Origin of the sequence: uncultured Pontibacter sp., assembly GCF_947492645.1 — a bacterium.
In the GTDB taxonomy this organism is placed as follows: domain Bacteria; phylum Bacteroidota; class Bacteroidia; order Cytophagales; family Hymenobacteraceae; genus Pontibacter.
In genome coordinates this window covers 667,862-685,933 of record NZ_CANLMZ010000008.1, presented here as the reverse complement: position 1 = coordinate 685,933, position 18,072 = coordinate 667,862, and the positions used below count along the sequence as shown (strand labels likewise).

Here is an 18,072-nt window from a genome sequence, read left to right as displayed (position 1 = left end):
TAAGTATAGCAGTAGGAGCATTTGTAAGTATAAACTACTATACTTGCTTTAGTAGCTAAGCAGTATAAAAAATAAAAGAGCCACATTACCTGTGGCTCTTTTATTTTTTTACAAAGTCTTTTTACTTTGAAATTGCCTTAAATACCAAGTCTATCAGAAACTTCTCTAGCTGGTGCTGCTTGCCGCCGTTTATATTTGTTAAAGAGGGCAGGTGCTTCGAAAAGAAAATCTGGTAATGGGCACTTTCAGCTACCGTAGAAACCAACGACTCAGGGTAACTATAATCCGGGTTTATCTCCCTTACCATATCTGCAATACGCTTGCACAATCGCTTGTAGCTTAAAAAGAAGCCCTCTTTATTATCTGCATCTACTTCTTTTGTAAGATATGCTTTAGCTGATTCGGCTACCACGATGCGTTGCAACGCCACTTCGCTGATGTGGGCAAAGTTCACATCGTCTTCTATCTTTCCGGATAAAATATGAATGGCGATCTTCAGACGCTCACTCGCAGAGGTGATATTCGTTGTAGAGAAAACCAATCTGTACTCCAGCCAATTCCAGTACCACGAGATAAGGTATATCAGCAGCTTGTGTTTGCTCTCGAAGTAACGGTAAATGGTGGCCTCTGTCGTGCCTATTCTTTCAGCTAATTTTTTAAAGGTAAAAGCTTCCAGGCCAAGTTCATCAATCAAGTGTATACCGTGTTCAATTATCTGTTGCCCTTTCTCAGAGCTTTCAGGGTCTTTCAGGTATACTTTTTCATCTACTGTTATCTTAATGTTTGCCAGCAAGCTCTTCATTAACTGTTTCTTTTATATTAAAAGTATGCTCGTAAAATTCAACGGCTCCGGTTTCCACATCATACATGCCACCAATTATACCAATCTCGCCGTTCTGAATCATTTCCCGAAGTATACTGCTTTTTTCCTGAACCTCGTCAAGCATTCTGTGCACATTTACCTCGGCTACTTTTTCTACAAACTCCGGGTTTGATGAATTTCTATCTCCTGGCGTTTCGACGGCATTTACAGATGGCTCTATTTTTTTTACCAAACCTGTTAAATTGCCCATCTCTACATGGTCGCAGGCACCTTTTATGGCTCCGCATTTGGAGTGGCCCAATACCACTATCAGCTTAGAGCCCGCTACCTTGCAGGCAAATTCCATACTGCCCAGTATGTCTTCGTTTACAATGTTGCCTGCAATTCTGGCGCTAAATATATCGCCCAGCCCCTGGTCAAATATAAGCTCTGCTGATGTTCTGGAATCGATGCAGCTAAGTATGATGGCGAAGGGGTGCTGGCCCTCAGATGTTTCGTTTACCTGCTGCAACAGGTTGCGGTTGGCTTTCAGGTTACTAACAAACCGCTTATTGCCTTCCGAAAGTATTTCTATTGCTTTCTGAGGAGTTAGTTCTGCCTGTGTTTCTTTGGTCTGGGTTCTCATTTCTTTATCCGTTATGGGTTAAGTTTTTTATAATGATACTACTGTACTTCCTGCTGTTATACCTCGTGCACAGTCAGTTTTATATTCTTGGTTTGTACCGGTTCTTTACATCGTGGTCAACAACAGCCGACTTGGTGTAACCGATTCCTAATTCGCCATCTTCAGGTACTTTGAGTAGGGTGCGCAAAACAATACCTCCTGCTATACCAGCTATGATACCCGAGAAAAGCGGAGCACCAGACGCCATCACAATGCCGAGGCAGAGCAGTACAGCTACCAGGAATACCACTAATCCTGCCGGCAAGTCATTTTTAATTTTTTAAAGCTGACCTTATAGCGCATTTTTGATAGTAACAGTTATTGTACTGATAGTAATACTATCAAGTCTCAAAGTAGAACAATAAAGCTGTTATATGCAAGAAATTTTTTAGTGACGAGGATTAATGCCTGTGTGGGTTAGCAAGAGAATTTATACTTGCAGTTGATTGGCTACAGGTAGTAAACAAAAGGGACCACCATGCAGGCGGTCCCTTTTTATACTTTAGGCAGAGGTTGTGCCTTTTAATAATCTCGCAAACGTATTGCTGTTATTTTTTAGAGGATAGCAGTTACAGCGGGAGCTTTATGTTTTGCAGCAGCCTGCCAACCGGATACATATTGTGTGTAAACTCGTAGTGAGGCGTGTTGCGGTAAACAAAATCCAGTTGGGCGCGGGCGCTTTTGGCAAAGTCAGGGTCCTGCTTTTTACGCTCTTCCAGGCGTTTTCTCAGCTCCGGATCTTTTTTCAGGTACTCGGCGGCCAGGTCTTCAAAAACATAGCTTGAGAAATATTCTTTTTGCATCAGTATCGAATCGAAGAAGTTCCAGGCAAAGTATGAATCAATGGCCTGCGGCTCCAGCGTTTCCACTAAAAAGCGGTTGGCAGCCTGGTTAAGGTACACCACATAATCGCCCTGCAGAAACTGGCGCTGCATGGTGCGCTTCTCCACTTTTACATCAGAGTGTATGTAGTGCCCTTCGTAGGCGCGGGGGCTGGTTTTATAGTCGGTTATGTAATAGGTTTCTACCTGCAGCGTGGTGTCGCGCTTTAGTTGCTTCATTTCCACCTTATTTGTTTTAAGGCGATCGATTACCTCGCGCCATGCAAACGGTATAATGTAGGCAACGGGCTTTTGTACCGTAGTAATGGGCTTAAACTCGTCGTAGTAGTTTATTTTGGTGCTGTATGGTGCTTTGCGGTCATAGTACAAACGCTCCAGGCCACTCACGTCGCTTGGTTTGTACTTAGCGGCATATCCCAAGAAAGGTATTTTATCAACTTTGGTTGTATCGAGTTTCCAGTTAAGGGCAAAGTTCTGTTGCGTTAATGTTTCTTGCTTGGCTTTGGCTCTGAGGTTTCCTATCTCTTCGGCATCGCGGTGTACCGTTTCTACCATGTGCTCCATTAGCTTGTAAGTAGCCTGCACACGCTGTTTAAAAGGTTTTAGCATGTGTGTTTCGGGTACAAAGCCAATAGTGTTGTATAGCGCTGTGTAGCCGGTGGCATAGCGTGGCGACTCCATAAAGCCCTCAATTCCTTTTTCGGGTGTTTCGCCTACTGTGTTCATATAAGGCACCATCGGGAATTTATCTTTCTGCATGCCATCGTATAGGGTAGGCAGCATTTTCTGCTTCAGGTAAGCAGCCAGCGTGGGGTTTAGCTTGTTATGTTGTGTGGCAATCAGCGTCATCACGTGCTGGTAATCGGCACCGTTAGATGTATGGTTGTCCATAAATACATCAGGGTCCCAATCCCGGAAAATCAGGTGGAAGAGAGCTGCGTTCCTTGAATCTGTTTTGATATAGTCGCGGTTCAGGTCGAGGTTGCGGGCATTGCCCCTGAACCCGTATTCTTCGGGGCCATTCTGGTTGGTGCGGGTGTGGCTGTTGCGGTTAAGCGAGCCGCCAATATTGTATACCGGTATAATCGCCAATACTACATTGTCCAGTTGCTTGCGCTTTTTCTTATCCTGCAGGTAATCGCGCACCAGCATCATGGTGGCATCAATTCCTTCTGGCTCGCCTGGGTGTATGCCATTTTGAATAAGAAGTACACGCTTATTCTTCTGCCTGACAGAGGCCGGGTCAAAGTCTTTATCAGTAGATACCACTACCAGGTGCAGCAGCCTGCCGGAGTCGGTGTAACCATAAGGTACCATCTTCACTTCATCGTATACTTTATCGAGGGTGCGGTACCATTCAATGGCTTCGTCGTAAGTGGCAGTCTGGTTGCCGTTTCCTTTTTCGTAAGGGGTTTTAAGGTCGGGGTTGCCTTGCGCAGGTGCGCCTGTGCTTAGCAACGCCGCCAGTAGTAGAGTGGTTAACATAGTTATGCTTGATATTTGGTAAAGCGTGTGTAATGTTAGTTATTTCTGGTCAGAAATGGTAGTGGAGGCGGTTGTTCGTATCCAGAAACAGGATTTGCAGCAATAAAGGAAAAAAATAATTTCTCATTAACCGGGCATAACTCTTCATAGCAAGGCGTGGAATTTGTAGCTACTGTAGTAACTGCCTTCGTTTCATAGCCTCTGCCATGGCACGAACAGGTCGCGACTTGTCCCTACAAAAGTATAAACTCACCCCTAGCCCCTCCGAGGAGTGGAAGTAGCCATTACCAGTCCATACGCTGTTTTCTTTAGATAGACTGCTTGCTAAGAAGTATCGATTCCAGCCTTTGTGTGGGGTATGGCCCTCTTTAAAGAGGGTCTTCTATTGTTGCGGTGCAGATCGAAGTGAGGCAGCGCAGAGGCAGATTTCAGTAAGCAGCACGATGCGCAAAGGCTAGGGCTCCCGGCTTGAGAGGGCACTAACGCCAGAAATGAAAGTATAGGCTGTAAGACTAAGGAAGCACTTTGCCAGATAGTATAGCAAAAAGTATACGTATAGCTAAGCAACACCGAGGAGCACCAGCAGCCAGGTAGAATTGCTGTAGTAAAGTATAGATCAGAAGTTTATAAAAGCAAAAAGCCTCAGCTTACGCCAAGGCTTAAAAATAGAATATCGTTCGTAGCTAACTGTAAACCCTTCTGTTCTTTTTCTCTGGCAGAAGCGCTTTGTCGAGGCTATATTTGCCGGGACCTATAAAATAGAGCGAAAAGAAAAGTATGGCCGCTTCAAGTGCGTGGGAGTAACCGCCAAAACCATCGCCTCCTGTTACATGTTTCATGGTGGCTACAAGCATTGTTGCAAACAGCAGCACACATACAGGCCTGAAAAGTAATCCTAGCATCAGTAGCGTACCGCCTACCGTTTCGGCAAAGGCAGCCATAAAACCCCAGAAAACAGGAAGAAAATCTGCTCCAACTAAGGCCATGTTGCTTCCGATTGCCTCCCAGCGCTCCGGACCGCCAATCATTTTAGGCCAGCCATGAAGTATAAACATGAAGCCAATACCTGTGCGCAGCAGCAGTAAGCCCAGGTTTTTGTAAGTATAGCGCGATCGTAGAATTGCCATAAGAGCAATAATACAAATTCAGGATAAATATCGCAACTATCTAATATATTAAAATGCGTTTCACAATTGTATTGGCTGGCACCGTTTCCGGTGTATAACTGGCTATTCGGTTCTGCGGCAGCTGCGATGTATCAAGTACAAAAGACATTCCTGCCCCATTAGAAACAGCCACAAAACCGCCATCGGCTAATGTTACCGTACTGATTGGGTGTTGTTCTTGCACCTCGCTATACTTTGAGCCCACACCAATACCTTTAGGTGTTCTAAAGTCCGGGTGCTGCACGTTTATGCGCCATACATTACAAGTAGGGTTGCAGCCTTGCTCTATAAGTAAGCCTTTGGCTGCTCCTTCGGGCTTAAGCAAATAAGCTGTAGACTGATTGCCCTCCTGTGTTAGGGTTGTGTCTGCGATTGTATAACCAACTGGCACCTGGTTGCGCATGCTGTCGATGGGTGTGCCAATAGCTAACTCTCCAACGCGGCCTTTCTGGATTATGAAAGAGGCCGGATCCGGAGTTGCCATTTCTTCTGTTAACTCAGTTTCGGTAGAGGCTGCAGTAGCTGCCTGATCGGCTTCACCGCCTATATCTTCTTCGCGCTGCGACAGGCAGGCGGCCATTCCCACTCCAAGTAATATTGCATAAATTATATTTTTGATCATTCTCTGCTAGTCTTTATTTTTATTGTTTAACCTTGATGTGCTGGCTATGGTTGTCGTATATTAGCACGAAATAAACATTCGTTTATTTTATTATACATCAACTAAAAATAATAGAATGGCTAGACCCTTGATCTTAGTTTCGAACGATGACGGAATAACCGCACCAGGTATAAGAACACTTGTAGAAGTTGCAAAAGAATTAGGAGAGGTTGTGGTGGTGGCCCCTGACGGGCCACAATCGGGCATGGGCCATGCCATTACCATCGGTAACACGCTGCGCCTAGATAGATCGATTGCTTTTGATGATATGGGCATTGAAGCGTATGAATGCTCTGGCACACCAGCCGATTGTGTAAAGCTTGCCAAACACCATGTACTAAAGGAGCGTAAGCCTGACCTTGTGGTGAGCGGCATAAACCACGGCTCTAACTCCAGTATAAGTGTGCTTTATTCTGGTACTATGTCAGCGGCCATAGAGGCTGCTATCGAAGGACTTCCATCTATCGGTTTTTCGATTTGCGACTACGGCCACGAAGCCGATTTTACGCATACAAAGCCCTATGTAAGGCAGATAATTCAGCAGGCGCTTTCGCATAAAATACCAGCAAATACAGCCCTGAATGTAAACTTCCCTAAAAAGAGCACCGAGGAAATCAAAGGTATAAAAGTATGCCGCCAGGCACATGCAAAGTGGCAGGAGGAGTTTGATGAGCGCCTAGACCCACGCAACCGCAGGTACTTTTGGATGACGGGTAGCTTCGTAAATTACGACAAAGGAGAGGATACAGACGAGTGGGCGCTTGTAAACAATTATGTATCAGTAGTGCCTTGCCAGTATGATATGACTGCCTACCACGCCATATCCATGCTGAACGAAGGCTGGGAACTGTAATAACAGCGCATTATCATTTACATATGTTGTCATCTCGAACACCGTGAGAGATCCTAGAGGAATTCTATAAAGTTCTCACGTTGTTCGAGATGACGGCTTGGTGACTATGCTGGCATATACTATTAAACCTGCCTTTAGCGTATTACCTAAACCTTGTTACCACTACATCGGGCTCGGTTGCTGATGTGGTTGCAGGCTTTTGGGAACCGTTGTCAGTTACAAACCGGATCAAAAGGGTTTTTGAGACGGGAACAGCCTGACCGTCTACTTTTCCGGCTGTCCATTTGCCTTCCATTAGCTTAAAAACCCGGGTTAACTCTTCGAAAATCATCTTTTCATCTTCTTTGGACAAGGTACTGCCTGCAAACATCAACGGGCCCATTACAGCGCCATCGGCTTTCACAACAAAGCTGGTTTTAAAATCACCCTCAAAAGTTAAGTCTTTCGGGTAGCGCAGGTTTTTTGCCAGGAACTTACCTAAAGGCCCACCCTGAAGTGAGGGTTTAACATCTGCCTCCTCAAAGGTATAATGTGCTTTGGTATACTTTGTCATGGTAGGGGCTGGTGAGGTTTGCATGTGCTGGTTGCCATCTACACCCAGGAACTGCACAGGCAGCACTACCTCTGCCGGGGTAGGTTGTCCGTTCTTTAAAGCCGGCTCCCATTTGCCGGATGTAGCTTTAACAGCTGCCACAGCTGCCTCTGATAGTTTGGCAAGTATGGCTTTGTTCTGCAGGCTAAAGGTAGAGGCATCCATGTAATCGAGGTTGGAGTCGGGGCCGACGGTTTTCTTCAATTTGGTACCATCTAGCCTGATGTTCGAAACCTGGCCATCTTTATCAACATAAAACCTGATCATAACGCGTGCGTTCAGGTTTTCCTGCTTGGCCTCGGCAGGTAACTTTAAATGAGAGTTCATGGCTTTGAGCAGAGCATCCTGCCCGCCTTCGTACTGGGGGGCCTTATTGGCTACAGCAGCCGTGGCCACTCTATCGGATTCGCTTAGGGTAAAGCGTATGGGCAAAGTATAACGTACGCGTACGTCTCGGCCGTTTTGTTTTCCGGGTGTCCATTGCCCGCTCATAAGTTTAACTACACGTATCGCTTCCTCATCTGTGCCGTGGCCTAGTTTTTTAAGTGGCTGTACGTCGGTAATGGTACCGTCGGTTTCTATCACAAAGCTAACGACTACTAAACCTTCCAAGCCGTGTTTTCTGGCGTCGCTGGGGTATTTTATGTTGCTGCCCAGGAACTGCATCATCTCTTTTTCGCCGGTTTTAAATGCGGGCATTTGCTCTACATAGCTGTAAGGCTTTTCTTTTGTTTGGGCTAGTGCGGCCGGCGATGCTGCTAAAGCCATACTTAGCAGAACTGCTGCAGTAAGCCTGGTACATGCTGTTTTCTTTTTCATGGTCTGTTTGTTTATAGTTTGGAAAAGGCAATACAAAGCTGGTCGGCTGATTTACAGCCGAAAAAGTGAGAATTGAATTAAAAAGTATACTTTATTTTATTTGAAACCGTACAGGCAAAGTATAGCGAACACGCACCGCTTTGCCGTTTTGTTTACCAGGCTGCCAACTGCCGTTCATGCTTTCCACGACACGCAGCGCCTCGGCGTCGCTATCATCATCCAAAGACTTTACAATCTGAACATCTCGCAGCGAGCCATCTTTTTCTACTGTAAAGCTAACTACAACCAGCCCAGAAATCCCGGCCTCCTGAGTTGTTTTAGGGTAACGTACATTTTTAGCGAAATACCGCATCAATTCAGTGTCGCCACCTTCAAAGTATGGCATCTGCTCTACATAAGTATATGGCCGTTCTTCTTCCGCTTTTTCCTCTGCCACAGGCTCTTCAGTTGCTGGTTTTTCAAGCATGGCTACTGGCTGATCAGCAGGAGGAGAGGCTGGCTCAGGGCGTGGTGCAGGTGTAGATTTAACTTCTGCTTGCTTCTCAGTTTCAGAGGGGGAATTTGTCAGGCTGCTGACTTCCCGTGTTATTTCTTTAAATATGCTGGCTTGCGCATCTACCTGCTGCACCGAAAAAACAGCTGTTAAACCAGCTATTAAAGGCAGGACAAGCAAGGGGCGCAGCCAACCAGGTTTGTGCTTATGCTGCTTTAGCATCTGCAGCCTTTTTAGCACCTGTGGTTTCTGAAAGTAGCTGCCTATTGGTAAGCCCATGTTCAGGAGTGCTTCTTTAGATAGTAGCGAAGTATAAGTTTGCGCCTGGTACGAGGTTACTACTTCAGCGTCGGCCTGGTACTCGTGCACATCGCGCAGCTCTTGCTTTAGCAGCCATACTACAGGGTTAAGCCAAAGTATAGCCGATATCAGCTCATAGTACAGCACATCCCAGGTATGGCGGAGTTTTACGTGTGCCAGTTCATGCGCCAGTACCTGGTCCTGGTCGGTTTTGCTGAGGTGTGCCTGCTTGCTTAAAAAGATATTGTTGCCGAAGGCAAAAGTTGGAGTATGTTCTGGCAACTGGTATACTTTTGCTCCTACAAGCTGGGTGTCGGCGACTGCAGCTCTTGCTTTAACTTTTTGCACCTGCCACAGCTGTTTTACAAGCCTCAGAAGTATAACAAGTGTGCCTGCACCGTAGATAATGGCAGCCACTATGGCTAGTGTGTTGCTGCTGGTTTCGCTGCTTGCTTTAGGAGTGCCGTATGCAGTAACAATAACCTCGTTAAGCTGTATCGCCTGAAGTGCTTCGCCGATGGCATTGTCCGGGGCAAGGGCTACGGGCCACTTTAGTAAGGGCAAGCTTAACGCTACCAAAGGGGCCAGCAGCAAGTAGAGCCGGTTAAATGCAAAGTTGTTTTCCTTTCGCAGCAGGGTGTAGTAAAAGAGGTAAAGCGCCAGCAGCACCATCACCGATTTAAGCAGGTAACTAATTGTCAGTTCCATCTTTTTCCTCCTTTTCTTCAGCGTTGATATCTTTACGTACGTGCTGCATCAGTTGGTCCAGTTCCTGTACATTCAGGTTATTATCCTTGGCAAAAAACGAAACCAGCTTCTCAAAAGAGCCACCAAAATAGCCCGACATAAAGTTCTTCAGAAAGTCGCTTTTATACTTATCCTGAGGTACGAGCGGGTAGTACTGGTGCGATTTACCAAAAGCCTCATGCCCTACAAAACCTTTGGTCTCCAGAATACGGACGATGGTAGATACCGTATTGTAGGCCGGTTTAGGTTCTGGTAATCTCTCCAGAATGTCGCGCACGAATGCACGCTCCAGCTGCCACAGTACCTGCATTATCTCTTCTTCTGCTCTTGTTAACTCTTTCATAGGCTGCTATTTAGGGTTGGTAAGGCTAATATATAACTAAATACTTAGTATGTAAACTAAATGTTTAGTTTATTTTTGGCAAGAATAAAAAAAGCGGCCTCTTGTACAAGGGACCGCTTTTTTCTGATAAATAATTCTATTAATAACCTGGGTTTTGTGGCAGCAGGTTAGGGTTTACCTCGATTTCCTGCAACGGTATAGGCCACAGATTACGGAAAGCATTGTTGTTGTCTTCACAGAAGCCAAGCACATCGCACGTTAAATTGTAGCGCCTGAGGTCCATAAAGCGGTGGCCCTCGCCAATAAACTCCAGTCTGCGCTGCTCTAGTATCTCTGCTAGTGCTTCTGCATTCGTTAAATCCTGTAGTGGCTGCAAACCTGCTCTCGTTCTTATCGTGTTAATATCCTCTATAACCTGATCTGGTGCTTGATTATTAGCAGCTCCCTGTCGTGCCCTTGCCTCAGCGCGTATCAGGTACATTTCTGCAAGTCTGATCACAGGTACATTGTCTGTATTGTTTACGATGTCCTCATACTTTATCAGTCTTCTGCGGGTGCCTTGCTGCAGGGTAGTGGCAGAAAAGCGGGTGTCGCCGTTCTGAGCCGATGCCTGTAGTGCTTCATAAGCATCTGCCGTTAAGTAAAATTTCTGGCCGGCTGTTGCAGGATCAGAAGATGCCCCTAAACCATTCTGGTCGTTTGTGGTGAAGTCTATCTCGAAGATTATCTCAGGGCCGGTTTCGTTTGTGAAGATAGAGGCAAACGCAGGCGCTAATGAGAAGGGGCCGGTAGTTATTACCTCATCTGCTTTTTGCTCGGCGAGTGCGTTGTTGCCACGCTGCAAGTATACCCTGGCCAGCAAAGCAGAGGCAGCGGAACTGGTAGCACGTGTAACGATGCCTCCTGCCAGGTTGGTTTCTGCAGCCTGCAAATCAGCTATGATGGCTTCGTATACTTGCGCTTCGGTTGCGCGTGGCTGGTCTTGTATCTCTGCAATAGTGGTGGTTGGCGTTACAACCAGCGGTACGGGCCCGAAAACCTTTACCAGGTCGAAGTGGGCCAATGCCCGCAGAAAGAACATCTCGCCTTTTATTTGTGCGCGTTGGTCTTCTGTTATATTTTGGAGCCGGTCAGCATCTCGCAATACAATGTTGGCTCTGTTTATAACTGTATAAATAGAGGCCCAGGTGCTGGATATCTGTAAGTTTGATGCGTTTATATCGCGGGCGTATACTTCCTGGTCGGTTGTAAACGTTCCTACGTGCATCATATTATCGGCATATACATCCTGGTACAAAAGGTAACGCCAGCCATAGTAGTTTGTGGATTGCAGCGCACTATAAGCGCCGATTGCTGCTCGTTCTAAGGTAATAAAGTCAATAACGGCACTATCTGCCTCAATGGCTGTTGTCGGTTCTACGTCCAGTATATCATCACAACCTGAGAATACTGTCAGCCCAAAGGCCGTGAGTAGTATTAGCGTATATTTTTTCATGATTTCTGTTCCTTTAGCTCTTTAAAATCCTACGTTTACCCCAAAAGTGATGGTGCGCGACTGAGGGAAAGTATAAAAGTCTACGCCAAGTGTCGTGTTAGAAGTACCAGCAAAGTTTACTTCAGGGTCAAAGCCGGGATAATCCGTGAAAGTTATAAGGTTTTGTGCCTGTGCATATACACGTAAGCTTCTCATCTTCAATCTTTCGGTTAAGCTGCTTGGTAAAGTATAGCCAAGTACTACGTTTTTAAAGCGCAGGTATGAGCCATCGTAAATAAAGCGGGATGAGTTGCTGCGGTTGTTGTCGTTGTCATCAATAACAACTGCTCTCGGCACATCCGTTACATCGCCTTCCTGTCTCCAACGGCGCATTACATCAGAAATCATGTTGTCGTCCAGAAAGTTGTTGCCCAGGTGCATCTGGTACTGGTGTGCCGGGTTGGCAATTTCGTTTCCGTAAGAAAACTGCAGAAAGATGTTCAGGTCGAAGCCTTTAAAGCGGAAGTCGTTTGTGAAACCGCCCACAAATTTAGGCTGTGCGTTTCCAATAATCGTCAGGTCATCGTCTGTGATGATGCCGTCAGGAACACCGTTTGGTCCGCTGATATCACGGAAGTTGATGTCGCCGGCTTGTGTATCTACAATCCCGTTACCGTTTCTGTCAACTGCTCTGGAGGCAGGTATTTCAGCAGAAGTAGAAAAAACACCATCCGAAATAAAGCCATAGAAAGTACCTATGGGCTCTCCCTCTCTTAGCACTAGTGAGTTGCCGCCAAAACCGTAGAATATATCCTGGTTGTTGTAAAGCTCTAGCACTTTGTTTCTGTTAAAGGAGATATTAAAATCGGTTGTCCAGCGGAAAGCATCGTCATTGCCATCAATGTTCACGGTATTTAAAGCAATCTCAAATCCTTTGTTCTCTACAGAGCCAATGTTAGACTGGTAGCTTCCAAGGCCGTTCTGGGTCGGGATAGGTCTGCTAAAAAGTAGGTCATCGGTTTCTTTGTTGTAGTAGTCAACGGCAATGTTTGCTCTGCCGTTAAAGAAGCCAATGTCTAATCCTACGTTAAATTGTTTTGTTTCTTCCCACTTCAGGTCTGGGTTCGCAATCTGGCTGAAGGCAGTAACTGGCATATCCATGTAGTTGGCCCCACTATAAAGGCCTGAGTAGCTGAAGTTGCCTATTTCCTGGTTACCGGTTATGCCATAGGATGCCCTAAGCTTAAGCTCGCTCAGCAGCTCTAAACCAGACATAAATTCCTCCTCGATTAAGCGCCAGCCAACTGATACAGAAGGGAAGTAACCGTAGCGGTTGTTTTCGCCAAACCTCGACGATCCGTCTGCCCTGAAGTTAAGGCCCAACAGGTAACGATCGTTAAAGTTGTAGTTAACTCTACCAAAGTATGATAATAGTGCCCATTCTGCCTCTGAGTTTGTACCTGCGTTTACAACAGCGGCACTCGACACAAATCTGAACTGCTCACCGGCAAACCCCTCACCTGTTACAGACGATTGCTTTAACAGGTTTTTCTCGGAGCTGGTACCAATTACTGCCGATATATTATGTACATCATTAATCACTTTGTTATAGCTGGCAGTAGCCTCTAGCAGGCGTTTGGTGATGGTAGAAGAAGCATTTGTGGCTCTGCCACCTACCGCAAAAGCTGTTGAGCCCGGAAAGTTAGTTGGCGTGTAACGGCGCTCTTCAACATTGAGGGCATCATATCCACCTTTAAGCTGTACATCAAAGCCTGGCACCACATTGTAGCGCGCAAAAATGTTACCGATGCCGCGCAGGTTTACTGTCTCGTTATCGTTTTCTGTGCCTTCTGCTATCGGGTTAGTATAATAGTAGTTTGGCCTGGTATAGCTGCCATCTTCGGTGTAAATAGGCCAGATAGGCGATGCAGCAAGTGCGTTGGCCCAAGGCCCGATTACGGTGTTATCGCTGATAATACGATTATTGTCTGCGTGGCTTAGCTGTATACTTGCACCGATGGATAGCCTGTCGTTTGCCTGGTGGTCCAGGTTCAGGCGCGTGGTATAGCGTTCGTACTGACTGCCGATAATCACGCCTTCCTGGTCAAAGTAATTTCCTGATAAGTAATACCTGGTTTTGGCATCGCCTCCACTTAATGATATTTCATAGTTCTCAATAGAGGCCGACCTGCTTATTTCATCAATCCAGTTTGTATTGGTTGGCGTGAAATCTAAACCACCGTAGTAAAAGTCCAGAAAATCATCAAAAGTATCATCCGGGCTCAGGTAACCTGTATTTACATAAGCCTCCAGCATTATCTCACGGTACTGGTCTGCGTTCAGGAAGTCAAGATCTTTCCAGATTTTCTGGGTACCTCTGTAAGCGTTAAAGTTGATTTGGGTTTTGCGGTCGGCACCTCGTTTCGTTGTGATAATGACCACACCGTTGGCAGCACGCGACCCGTAAATGGCAGCAGCAGATGCATCCTTTAGAATGTCGATAGATTCGATATCGTTTGGGTTAAGGTCGGCAACAGCATTAACCGTTTGGCCGCCGAACGCCAACTGTGAGAAATCTCCAGTAGTTAACGGTACACCATCTACCACATAAAGCGGCTGGTTACTAGCTGATATGGATGTAGCACCACGCACACGCACACTAATGCCACCGCCCGGTGTACCAGAGTTTTGCGAGATCTGCACGCCTGCCGCACGGCCCTGCAAGGCCTGGTCAACGCCAACTACAGGTATGTTTTGGATGTCTTCTGAAGTTACCTTAGATGTGGCTCCTGTTACCTCCCGCCGTTCCTGTGTGCCGTAGCCAACTACTACTACCTCTTCTAATAGTTTTTGGTCGGCTGCCAGGGCTATGTTGATGGAAGACCTGCCGCTTACAGGCACCTCCTGGGTTGTCATGCCAATAAACCGGAAAACGAGGGTAGCGTTAGGTTGTACATTCAAACTAAATTCCCCGTCCACTCCCGTAGACACACCATTGGTAGTACCCTTCTCGATAACAGTAACGCCAGGTAAGGCCTGTCCGTTTGCTGCCGAGGTTACCCTACCAGAAACAGTTTGAGTCTGAGCCCATGCACCGGATACCAGTACCAGGATCATCAGAAAACTCATGAGTAAACCTTTCTTCATATTCTTGTGATTTTAGGTGGATAATTAACTTAAAATATGCCTACTCTGATAACAAATAATCATATATTAGCATCATATACAGATTTCTGGGCATATCGGTTGCTGTAGCGCCAGATACTATTGTATAATAAGTTGTTAGCAATGAATAAGAAGGGGCCTTCGATAGCTTATCTTGTGCTTCCTGGTCATACTTATGGCAGGTAGCAGGGTTGCCTCTTGGAGAGAAAGCAAATACACAGGGGAGTATTAGAAAAATAGTTTGATTTTGAGGAGGAAAATGGTTTAATCCTGCTGGAGCATTGTAATAGATAAGAAACCATGGCCGCCTTTTTGTTTTACTTGCCAGCCCAGCTTTTGAAGCTCTCTGCTGATAAAATTATTAAGTAAGCCGTGAGCCACTAACACGGTGGTATGGTTGGTACTCGCATCAGCTGACAAGGTTTTGGCACATAACCTGGCTCTTTGCCTTGCCTCCTTAAATGTTTCAATGTCTTTGCTGTTAAAGCCCAAAAACCAAAGTATGCGGGCACTTACAAGCCATAGTTTGATGGGCAGGCGCAGCAAGGGCAACGAAAATATACGGCGCTCAAACTCCCTGAAGGCCTTATCAATCTTTAGCTGTACATTATCTCCAAAAATGGCTTTAGCGGTTAGCTGGGATCGGGGTAAGGTGCTGCAGAACACTTTGTCAATTTCCTCAAAGGGAATGGTCTCGTGTTGAAGTATAAATTCTTCTACAGCAGCGGCATCATAATCTGAAATATACTTTCTGGCGGCGGCATTACTGTACAAACCGGCTTTAGGCAGGTTGGGCCGCGCATGCCTAATCAGAAAAATGCGTTTAGGAAGTAAAGGTTTCTCTGTGTTTCTGTCCACTTACAAACTGATAAAAGTATACGAGCTGTATACGCATACTTTCAACCGTTTAGGTTTGCCGTGCTACTGTTACCCCTGTTTTGTAAGGTCACTAAAGAGGGTTTCTTTTAATTTATCCCATTCCGGCATTAGTATACTGTAGTAAATAGTGTCGCGGCGGCGGCCATCGTGCATGAGTGTATGGCTGCGCAATATGCCTTCTTCTGTTGCTCCTATTTTCAGCATGGCTTTCCGGGAGCGTGTATTCTGAACATCTGTTTTTAGCTCTATACGCTCATACTTAAGTTCCTCGAAAGCATACCGGAGCAGCAGGAATTTACAATGCCGGTTTAGCCCGGTTCCTCTAAAATCTTTACTGAGCCAGGTCCAGCCTATTTCAAGGCGCCTGTCAGCTTCTGAGATATTTCCGAAGCTGGTGCTGCCCGCAATTTTGCCACTAGCTTTGTCCACTATAATGAAAGTATAGCGAGTGCCGGTATTATAACCTTGCTCTACTGTCTGCTGCCATGCCTCTAACTCCTTGTGGTTGCTTATCTTGGTTACCATCAGCCGCCATGTCTCTTCATCATACACAATTTCCTGTAGCTGGGGCACATCAAAAGGATGAAATTTACGGAGCAGTACGTGGCTGTTTTCCAGAACAATATCAGAACTGAAGTTCATGGTTTTAAGTATAAAGTTGTTTTTAGAGCATAGTCAATAAATAAGCAAAGATATAATATAAATATTTTGTACAATGCTATAATGCATTTTTAGTAAGGCAGAAGCTGAAAAAACGGCCAAATAGGCTATAGAAACAAATAATAAGCCTCTTTTTATATAGCAATCCAGCAGCATCAACAACCCTATTTGTATCTCATACGTTGTACTTAACAATTGATAGCGTAATATATAATTTATATATATAATATTAATATTGTTATAAAAAGTGCAGCAGCTGGAGGGTAAGAAAGCGATAGTTAGCGGTGGCGGCTCGGGAATAGGGCAGGCCATTGTAGACAAGCTTACAGCCAGAAAGATACCAACCGCCATTGCTGATTTGCAGATATCCCCAAACCAACCAACCAACGCTCACCCTTTTATCTGCGATGTTACAACAGCCCCCGCTGTGGATGCACTCTATGCAGGAGTGCAGGAAAAGTTGGGCACACCCACTATACTTATTTGTAGCGCTGGCCGAGGCATACACCAGAAATTAACTGAAGGCGACCCTGAAAAATGGCAGCTGGCAATCAACACGAACCTGATGGGCACCTTGCGCATGATCCGGGCTTTTGTGCCGGGTATGCTGGAACAGGGTGAAGGCGATGTGGTGCTGATCTCGTCTGTTGCAGCCGGTAAGAGCTTTGAATATGGTGGCATATATGCTGCCACAAAAACAGCGCTTGAAGTAATTGCTGAAACCCTAAGGCAGGAAGTGCTGCCAAAGGTGCGCGTTACCGTAGTGGCACCCGGTATAACAGATACAGCTTTTTTTAAGAATACTATTTCTGGATTTCACACGGCAGAGGATATCGGGTACGGTGCGCTTTCTGCTGAAGCTGTGGCAGATGCAGTACTATATGCATTAGAGCAACCACATCATGTATCGGTTAATCATGTAACCATTCGGCCTACTAAACAGCCATTTTAAAAGATAGAAAACAAACACAAGTAAGCTATGAGAAACAAAGTTTTGATAACGGGCGGTGCTGGCTTCATTGGCTCTCACTTGGCAGATGATCTGATAAACCAGGGTTATAGTGTGCGGGCGCTTGACAATTTAAGCGAGCAGGTGCACGGCAAAAACTGTGATCGCCCGGAGTACCTTAACCCGGAGGTTGAGTTAATGGTGGGTGATGTGCGAAACCCGGAAGATGTGGCACGTGCGCTGGAGGGAGTGGGCTATGTGTTTCACCTGGCGGCTATGGTTGGTGTAGGGCAAAGCATGTACGAAATAAGAGAGTACACCGATGTTAACAACATCGGAACAGCAGTTTTACTAGAAGCGCTGATTAAGAACCCTGTAAAGAAGCTGGTTGTTGCCAGCAGCATGAGCATCTACGGCGAAGGCTTGTACAAGACCCCGGCAGGCGAACTGACTACTGTACCGGAGCGTACGCTGGAGCAACTAAAAACTGCCGATTGGGAACTGTACAGCGAGCAGGGGGCAAAGCTGGAGCCCATTCCAACGCCAGAGTCTAAAGCGCCTTGTCTTTCTTCGGTTTACGCGCTTTCTAAGTATGACCAGGAACGCCTTTGCCTGATGGTGGGTCGTGCGTATAATATCCCTACAGTAGCGTTGAGGTTCTTTAATGTGTATGGTACCCGCCAGGCGCTGTCGAACCCCTACACAGGTGTGCTGGCCATTTTTGCATCCAGGCTGCTTAATAACAACTCACCAATGATTTTTGAAGATGGTTACCAGCAACGCGACTTTGTGCATGTGCGCGATGTGGCATTGGCTTGCCGGTTAGCTATGGAGAAAGAGGAGGCCGCAGGCAAGGTATTTAACGTGGGCAGCGGCAACAATTACACTATACGCGAGATTGCCAACAGGCTTGCTACCGTGATGGACAAACCACACCTGGCCCCAGATGTAACCGGCAAGTATAGGGTAGGAGATATCCGCCATTGCTACGCAGATATTTCGCTTGCAAAAGAGGTATTAGGCTTTTACCCGCAGGTTGAGTTGAATGCTGGCCTGGAAGAATTAGCGCAGTGGCTGGAGGGCCAGATTGCCTACGACCGCGTAAACGAGGCAAGTGCCGAACTCGCCTCAAGAGGCCTCACAGTATAAGTATCTTC

At 46.1% G+C, this 18,072-nt stretch carries 15 protein-coding genes and 1 pseudogene; 3 read left to right on the top strand and 13 right to left on the bottom strand.

Annotation, left to right across the window (positions count from 1 at the left end; genetic code table 11):
* Positions 1–121 precede the first annotated feature (121 nt).
* The 6 genes and pseudogenes from Q1A23_RS13385 to Q1A23_RS13360 form a co-directional block, all read right to left on the bottom strand.
* Positions 122–802, bottom strand: coding sequence for a TetR/AcrR family transcriptional regulator (locus tag Q1A23_RS13385; protein ID WP_299824132.1), 681 nt, complete (start codon positions 800–802; stop codon positions 122–124).
* Complete coding sequence (locus Q1A23_RS13380) at positions 777–1,448, bottom strand: carbonic anhydrase family protein (protein ID WP_299824131.1); 672 nt, start codon at positions 1,446–1,448, stop codon at positions 777–779. The genes Q1A23_RS13385 and Q1A23_RS13380 overlap by 26 nt, the downstream gene beginning before the upstream one ends.
* A 184-nt stretch (positions 1,449–1,632) precedes the next feature.
* Positions 1,633–1,764, bottom strand: a pseudogene (locus Q1A23_RS13375) (SulP family inorganic anion transporter); the annotation flags it as partial.
* Between the two features lie 292 nt (positions 1,765–2,056).
* Positions 2,057–3,814 (bottom strand): M14 family metallopeptidase, encoded by a 1,758-nt coding sequence (locus Q1A23_RS13370; RefSeq protein WP_299824129.1) that lies wholly within the window; start codon positions 3,812–3,814, stop codon positions 2,057–2,059.
* Between the two features lie 683 nt (positions 3,815–4,497).
* Positions 4,498–4,941 carry a DoxX family protein gene (locus Q1A23_RS13365; RefSeq protein ID WP_299824127.1) on the bottom strand — a complete coding sequence of 148 codons (444 nt, stop codon included), beginning with the start codon at positions 4,939–4,941 and terminating at the stop codon, positions 4,498–4,500.
* A 40-nt stretch (positions 4,942–4,981) separates the two neighbouring features.
* On the bottom strand, positions 4,982–5,602 hold the full coding sequence (locus Q1A23_RS13360; RefSeq protein ID WP_299824125.1) for a mechanosensitive ion channel protein MscS: 621 nt from the start codon (positions 5,600–5,602) through the stop codon (positions 4,982–4,984).
* A gap of 115 nt (positions 5,603–5,717) precedes the next feature.
* Here Q1A23_RS13360 and surE point away from each other — a divergent pair, with 115 nt between their 5' ends.
* On the top strand, positions 5,718–6,494 hold the full coding sequence (gene surE, locus Q1A23_RS13355; RefSeq protein ID WP_299824123.1) for a 5'/3'-nucleotidase SurE: 777 nt from the start codon (positions 5,718–5,720) through the stop codon (positions 6,492–6,494).
* A gap of 142 nt (positions 6,495–6,636) precedes the next feature.
* On the opposite strand, the gene Q1A23_RS13350 is transcribed toward surE, so the two are convergent.
* From Q1A23_RS13350 to Q1A23_RS13320, 7 genes are all read right to left on the bottom strand, one after another.
* Positions 6,637–7,905 carry an energy transducer TonB gene (locus tag Q1A23_RS13350; RefSeq protein WP_299824121.1) on the bottom strand — a complete coding sequence of 423 codons (1,269 nt, stop codon included), beginning with the start codon at positions 7,903–7,905 and terminating at the stop codon, positions 6,637–6,639.
* Between the two features lie 91 nt (positions 7,906–7,996).
* On the bottom strand, positions 7,997–9,406 hold the full coding sequence (locus Q1A23_RS13345) for a M56 family metallopeptidase (RefSeq protein WP_299824119.1): 1,410 nt from the start codon (positions 9,404–9,406) through the stop codon (positions 7,997–7,999).
* A complete protein-coding gene (locus Q1A23_RS13340; RefSeq protein ID WP_299824118.1) occupies positions 9,390–9,788 on the bottom strand; it encodes a BlaI/MecI/CopY family transcriptional regulator in 399 nt (132 codons plus the stop codon). The genes Q1A23_RS13345 and Q1A23_RS13340 overlap by 17 nt, the downstream gene beginning before the upstream one ends.
* A 139-nt stretch (positions 9,789–9,927) precedes the next feature.
* Positions 9,928–11,283, bottom strand: a complete 1,356-nt coding sequence (locus Q1A23_RS13335; RefSeq protein ID WP_299824116.1) for a RagB/SusD family nutrient uptake outer membrane protein — start codon at positions 11,281–11,283, stop codon at positions 9,928–9,930.
* 21 nt (positions 11,284–11,304) lie between these two features.
* Complete coding sequence (locus Q1A23_RS13330) at positions 11,305–14,409, bottom strand: TonB-dependent receptor (RefSeq protein WP_299824114.1); 3,105 nt, start codon at positions 14,407–14,409, stop codon at positions 11,305–11,307.
* Positions 14,410–14,691: 282 nt separating this feature from the next.
* On the bottom strand, positions 14,692–15,285 hold the full coding sequence (locus Q1A23_RS13325) for a histidine phosphatase family protein (protein WP_299824100.1): 594 nt from the start codon (positions 15,283–15,285) through the stop codon (positions 14,692–14,694).
* A gap of 69 nt (positions 15,286–15,354) precedes the next feature.
* A complete protein-coding gene (locus tag Q1A23_RS13320) occupies positions 15,355–15,948 on the bottom strand; it encodes a GNAT family protein (protein WP_299824099.1) in 594 nt (197 codons plus the stop codon).
* A 265-nt stretch (positions 15,949–16,213) separates the two neighbouring features.
* Between Q1A23_RS13320 and Q1A23_RS13315 the strand changes: the two genes are divergently transcribed.
* Both Q1A23_RS13315 and Q1A23_RS13310 read left to right on the top strand, forming a co-directional pair.
* Positions 16,214–16,918 carry an SDR family NAD(P)-dependent oxidoreductase gene (locus Q1A23_RS13315; protein ID WP_299824098.1) on the top strand — a complete coding sequence of 235 codons (705 nt, stop codon included), beginning with the start codon at positions 16,214–16,216 and terminating at the stop codon, positions 16,916–16,918.
* Between the two features lie 27 nt (positions 16,919–16,945).
* Positions 16,946–18,064: an NAD-dependent epimerase/dehydratase family protein gene (locus tag Q1A23_RS13310; RefSeq protein WP_299824097.1), complete on the top strand. Its 1,119-nt coding sequence runs from the start codon at positions 16,946–16,948 to the stop codon at positions 18,062–18,064.
* Positions 18,065–18,072 lie beyond the last annotated feature (8 nt).

Excerpts from the sequence above, each read along its gene's own strand:
- Q1A23_RS13350 (WP_299824121.1), bottom strand. The coding sequence starts at position 7,905 with ATGAAAAAGAAAACAGCATGTACCAGGCTTACTGCAGCAGTTCTGCTA.
- Q1A23_RS13380 (WP_299824131.1), bottom strand. The coding sequence starts at position 1,448 with ATGAGAACCCAGACCAAAGAAACACAGGCAGAACTAACTCCTCAGAAA.
- Q1A23_RS13310 (WP_299824097.1), top strand. The coding sequence starts at position 16,946 with ATGAGAAACAAAGTTTTGATAACGGGCGGTGCTGGCTTCATTGGCTCT.
- Q1A23_RS13365 (WP_299824127.1), bottom strand. The coding sequence starts at position 4,941 with ATGGCAATTCTACGATCGCGCTATACTTACAAAAACCTGGGCTTACTG.
- Q1A23_RS13345 (WP_299824119.1), bottom strand. The coding sequence starts at position 9,406 with ATGGAACTGACAATTAGTTACCTGCTTAAATCGGTGATGGTGCTGCTG.
- Q1A23_RS13370 (WP_299824129.1), bottom strand. The coding sequence starts at position 3,814 with ATGTTAACCACTCTACTACTGGCGGCGTTGCTAAGCACAGGCGCACCT.
- Q1A23_RS13340 (WP_299824118.1), bottom strand. The coding sequence starts at position 9,788 with ATGAAAGAGTTAACAAGAGCAGAAGAAGAGATAATGCAGGTACTGTGG.
- Q1A23_RS13320 (WP_299824099.1), bottom strand. The coding sequence starts at position 15,948 with ATGAACTTCAGTTCTGATATTGTTCTGGAAAACAGCCACGTACTGCTC.
- Q1A23_RS13335 (WP_299824116.1), bottom strand. The coding sequence starts at position 11,283 with ATGAAAAAATATACGCTAATACTACTCACGGCCTTTGGGCTGACAGTA.
- Q1A23_RS13330 (WP_299824114.1), bottom strand. The coding sequence starts at position 14,409 with ATGAAGAAAGGTTTACTCATGAGTTTTCTGATGATCCTGGTACTGGTA.
- surE (WP_299824123.1), top strand. The coding sequence starts at position 5,718 with ATGGCTAGACCCTTGATCTTAGTTTCGAACGATGACGGAATAACCGCA.
- Q1A23_RS13360 (WP_299824125.1), bottom strand. The coding sequence starts at position 5,602 with ATGATCAAAAATATAATTTATGCAATATTACTTGGAGTGGGAATGGCC.
- Q1A23_RS13385 (WP_299824132.1), bottom strand. The coding sequence starts at position 802 with ATGAAGAGCTTGCTGGCAAACATTAAGATAACAGTAGATGAAAAAGTA.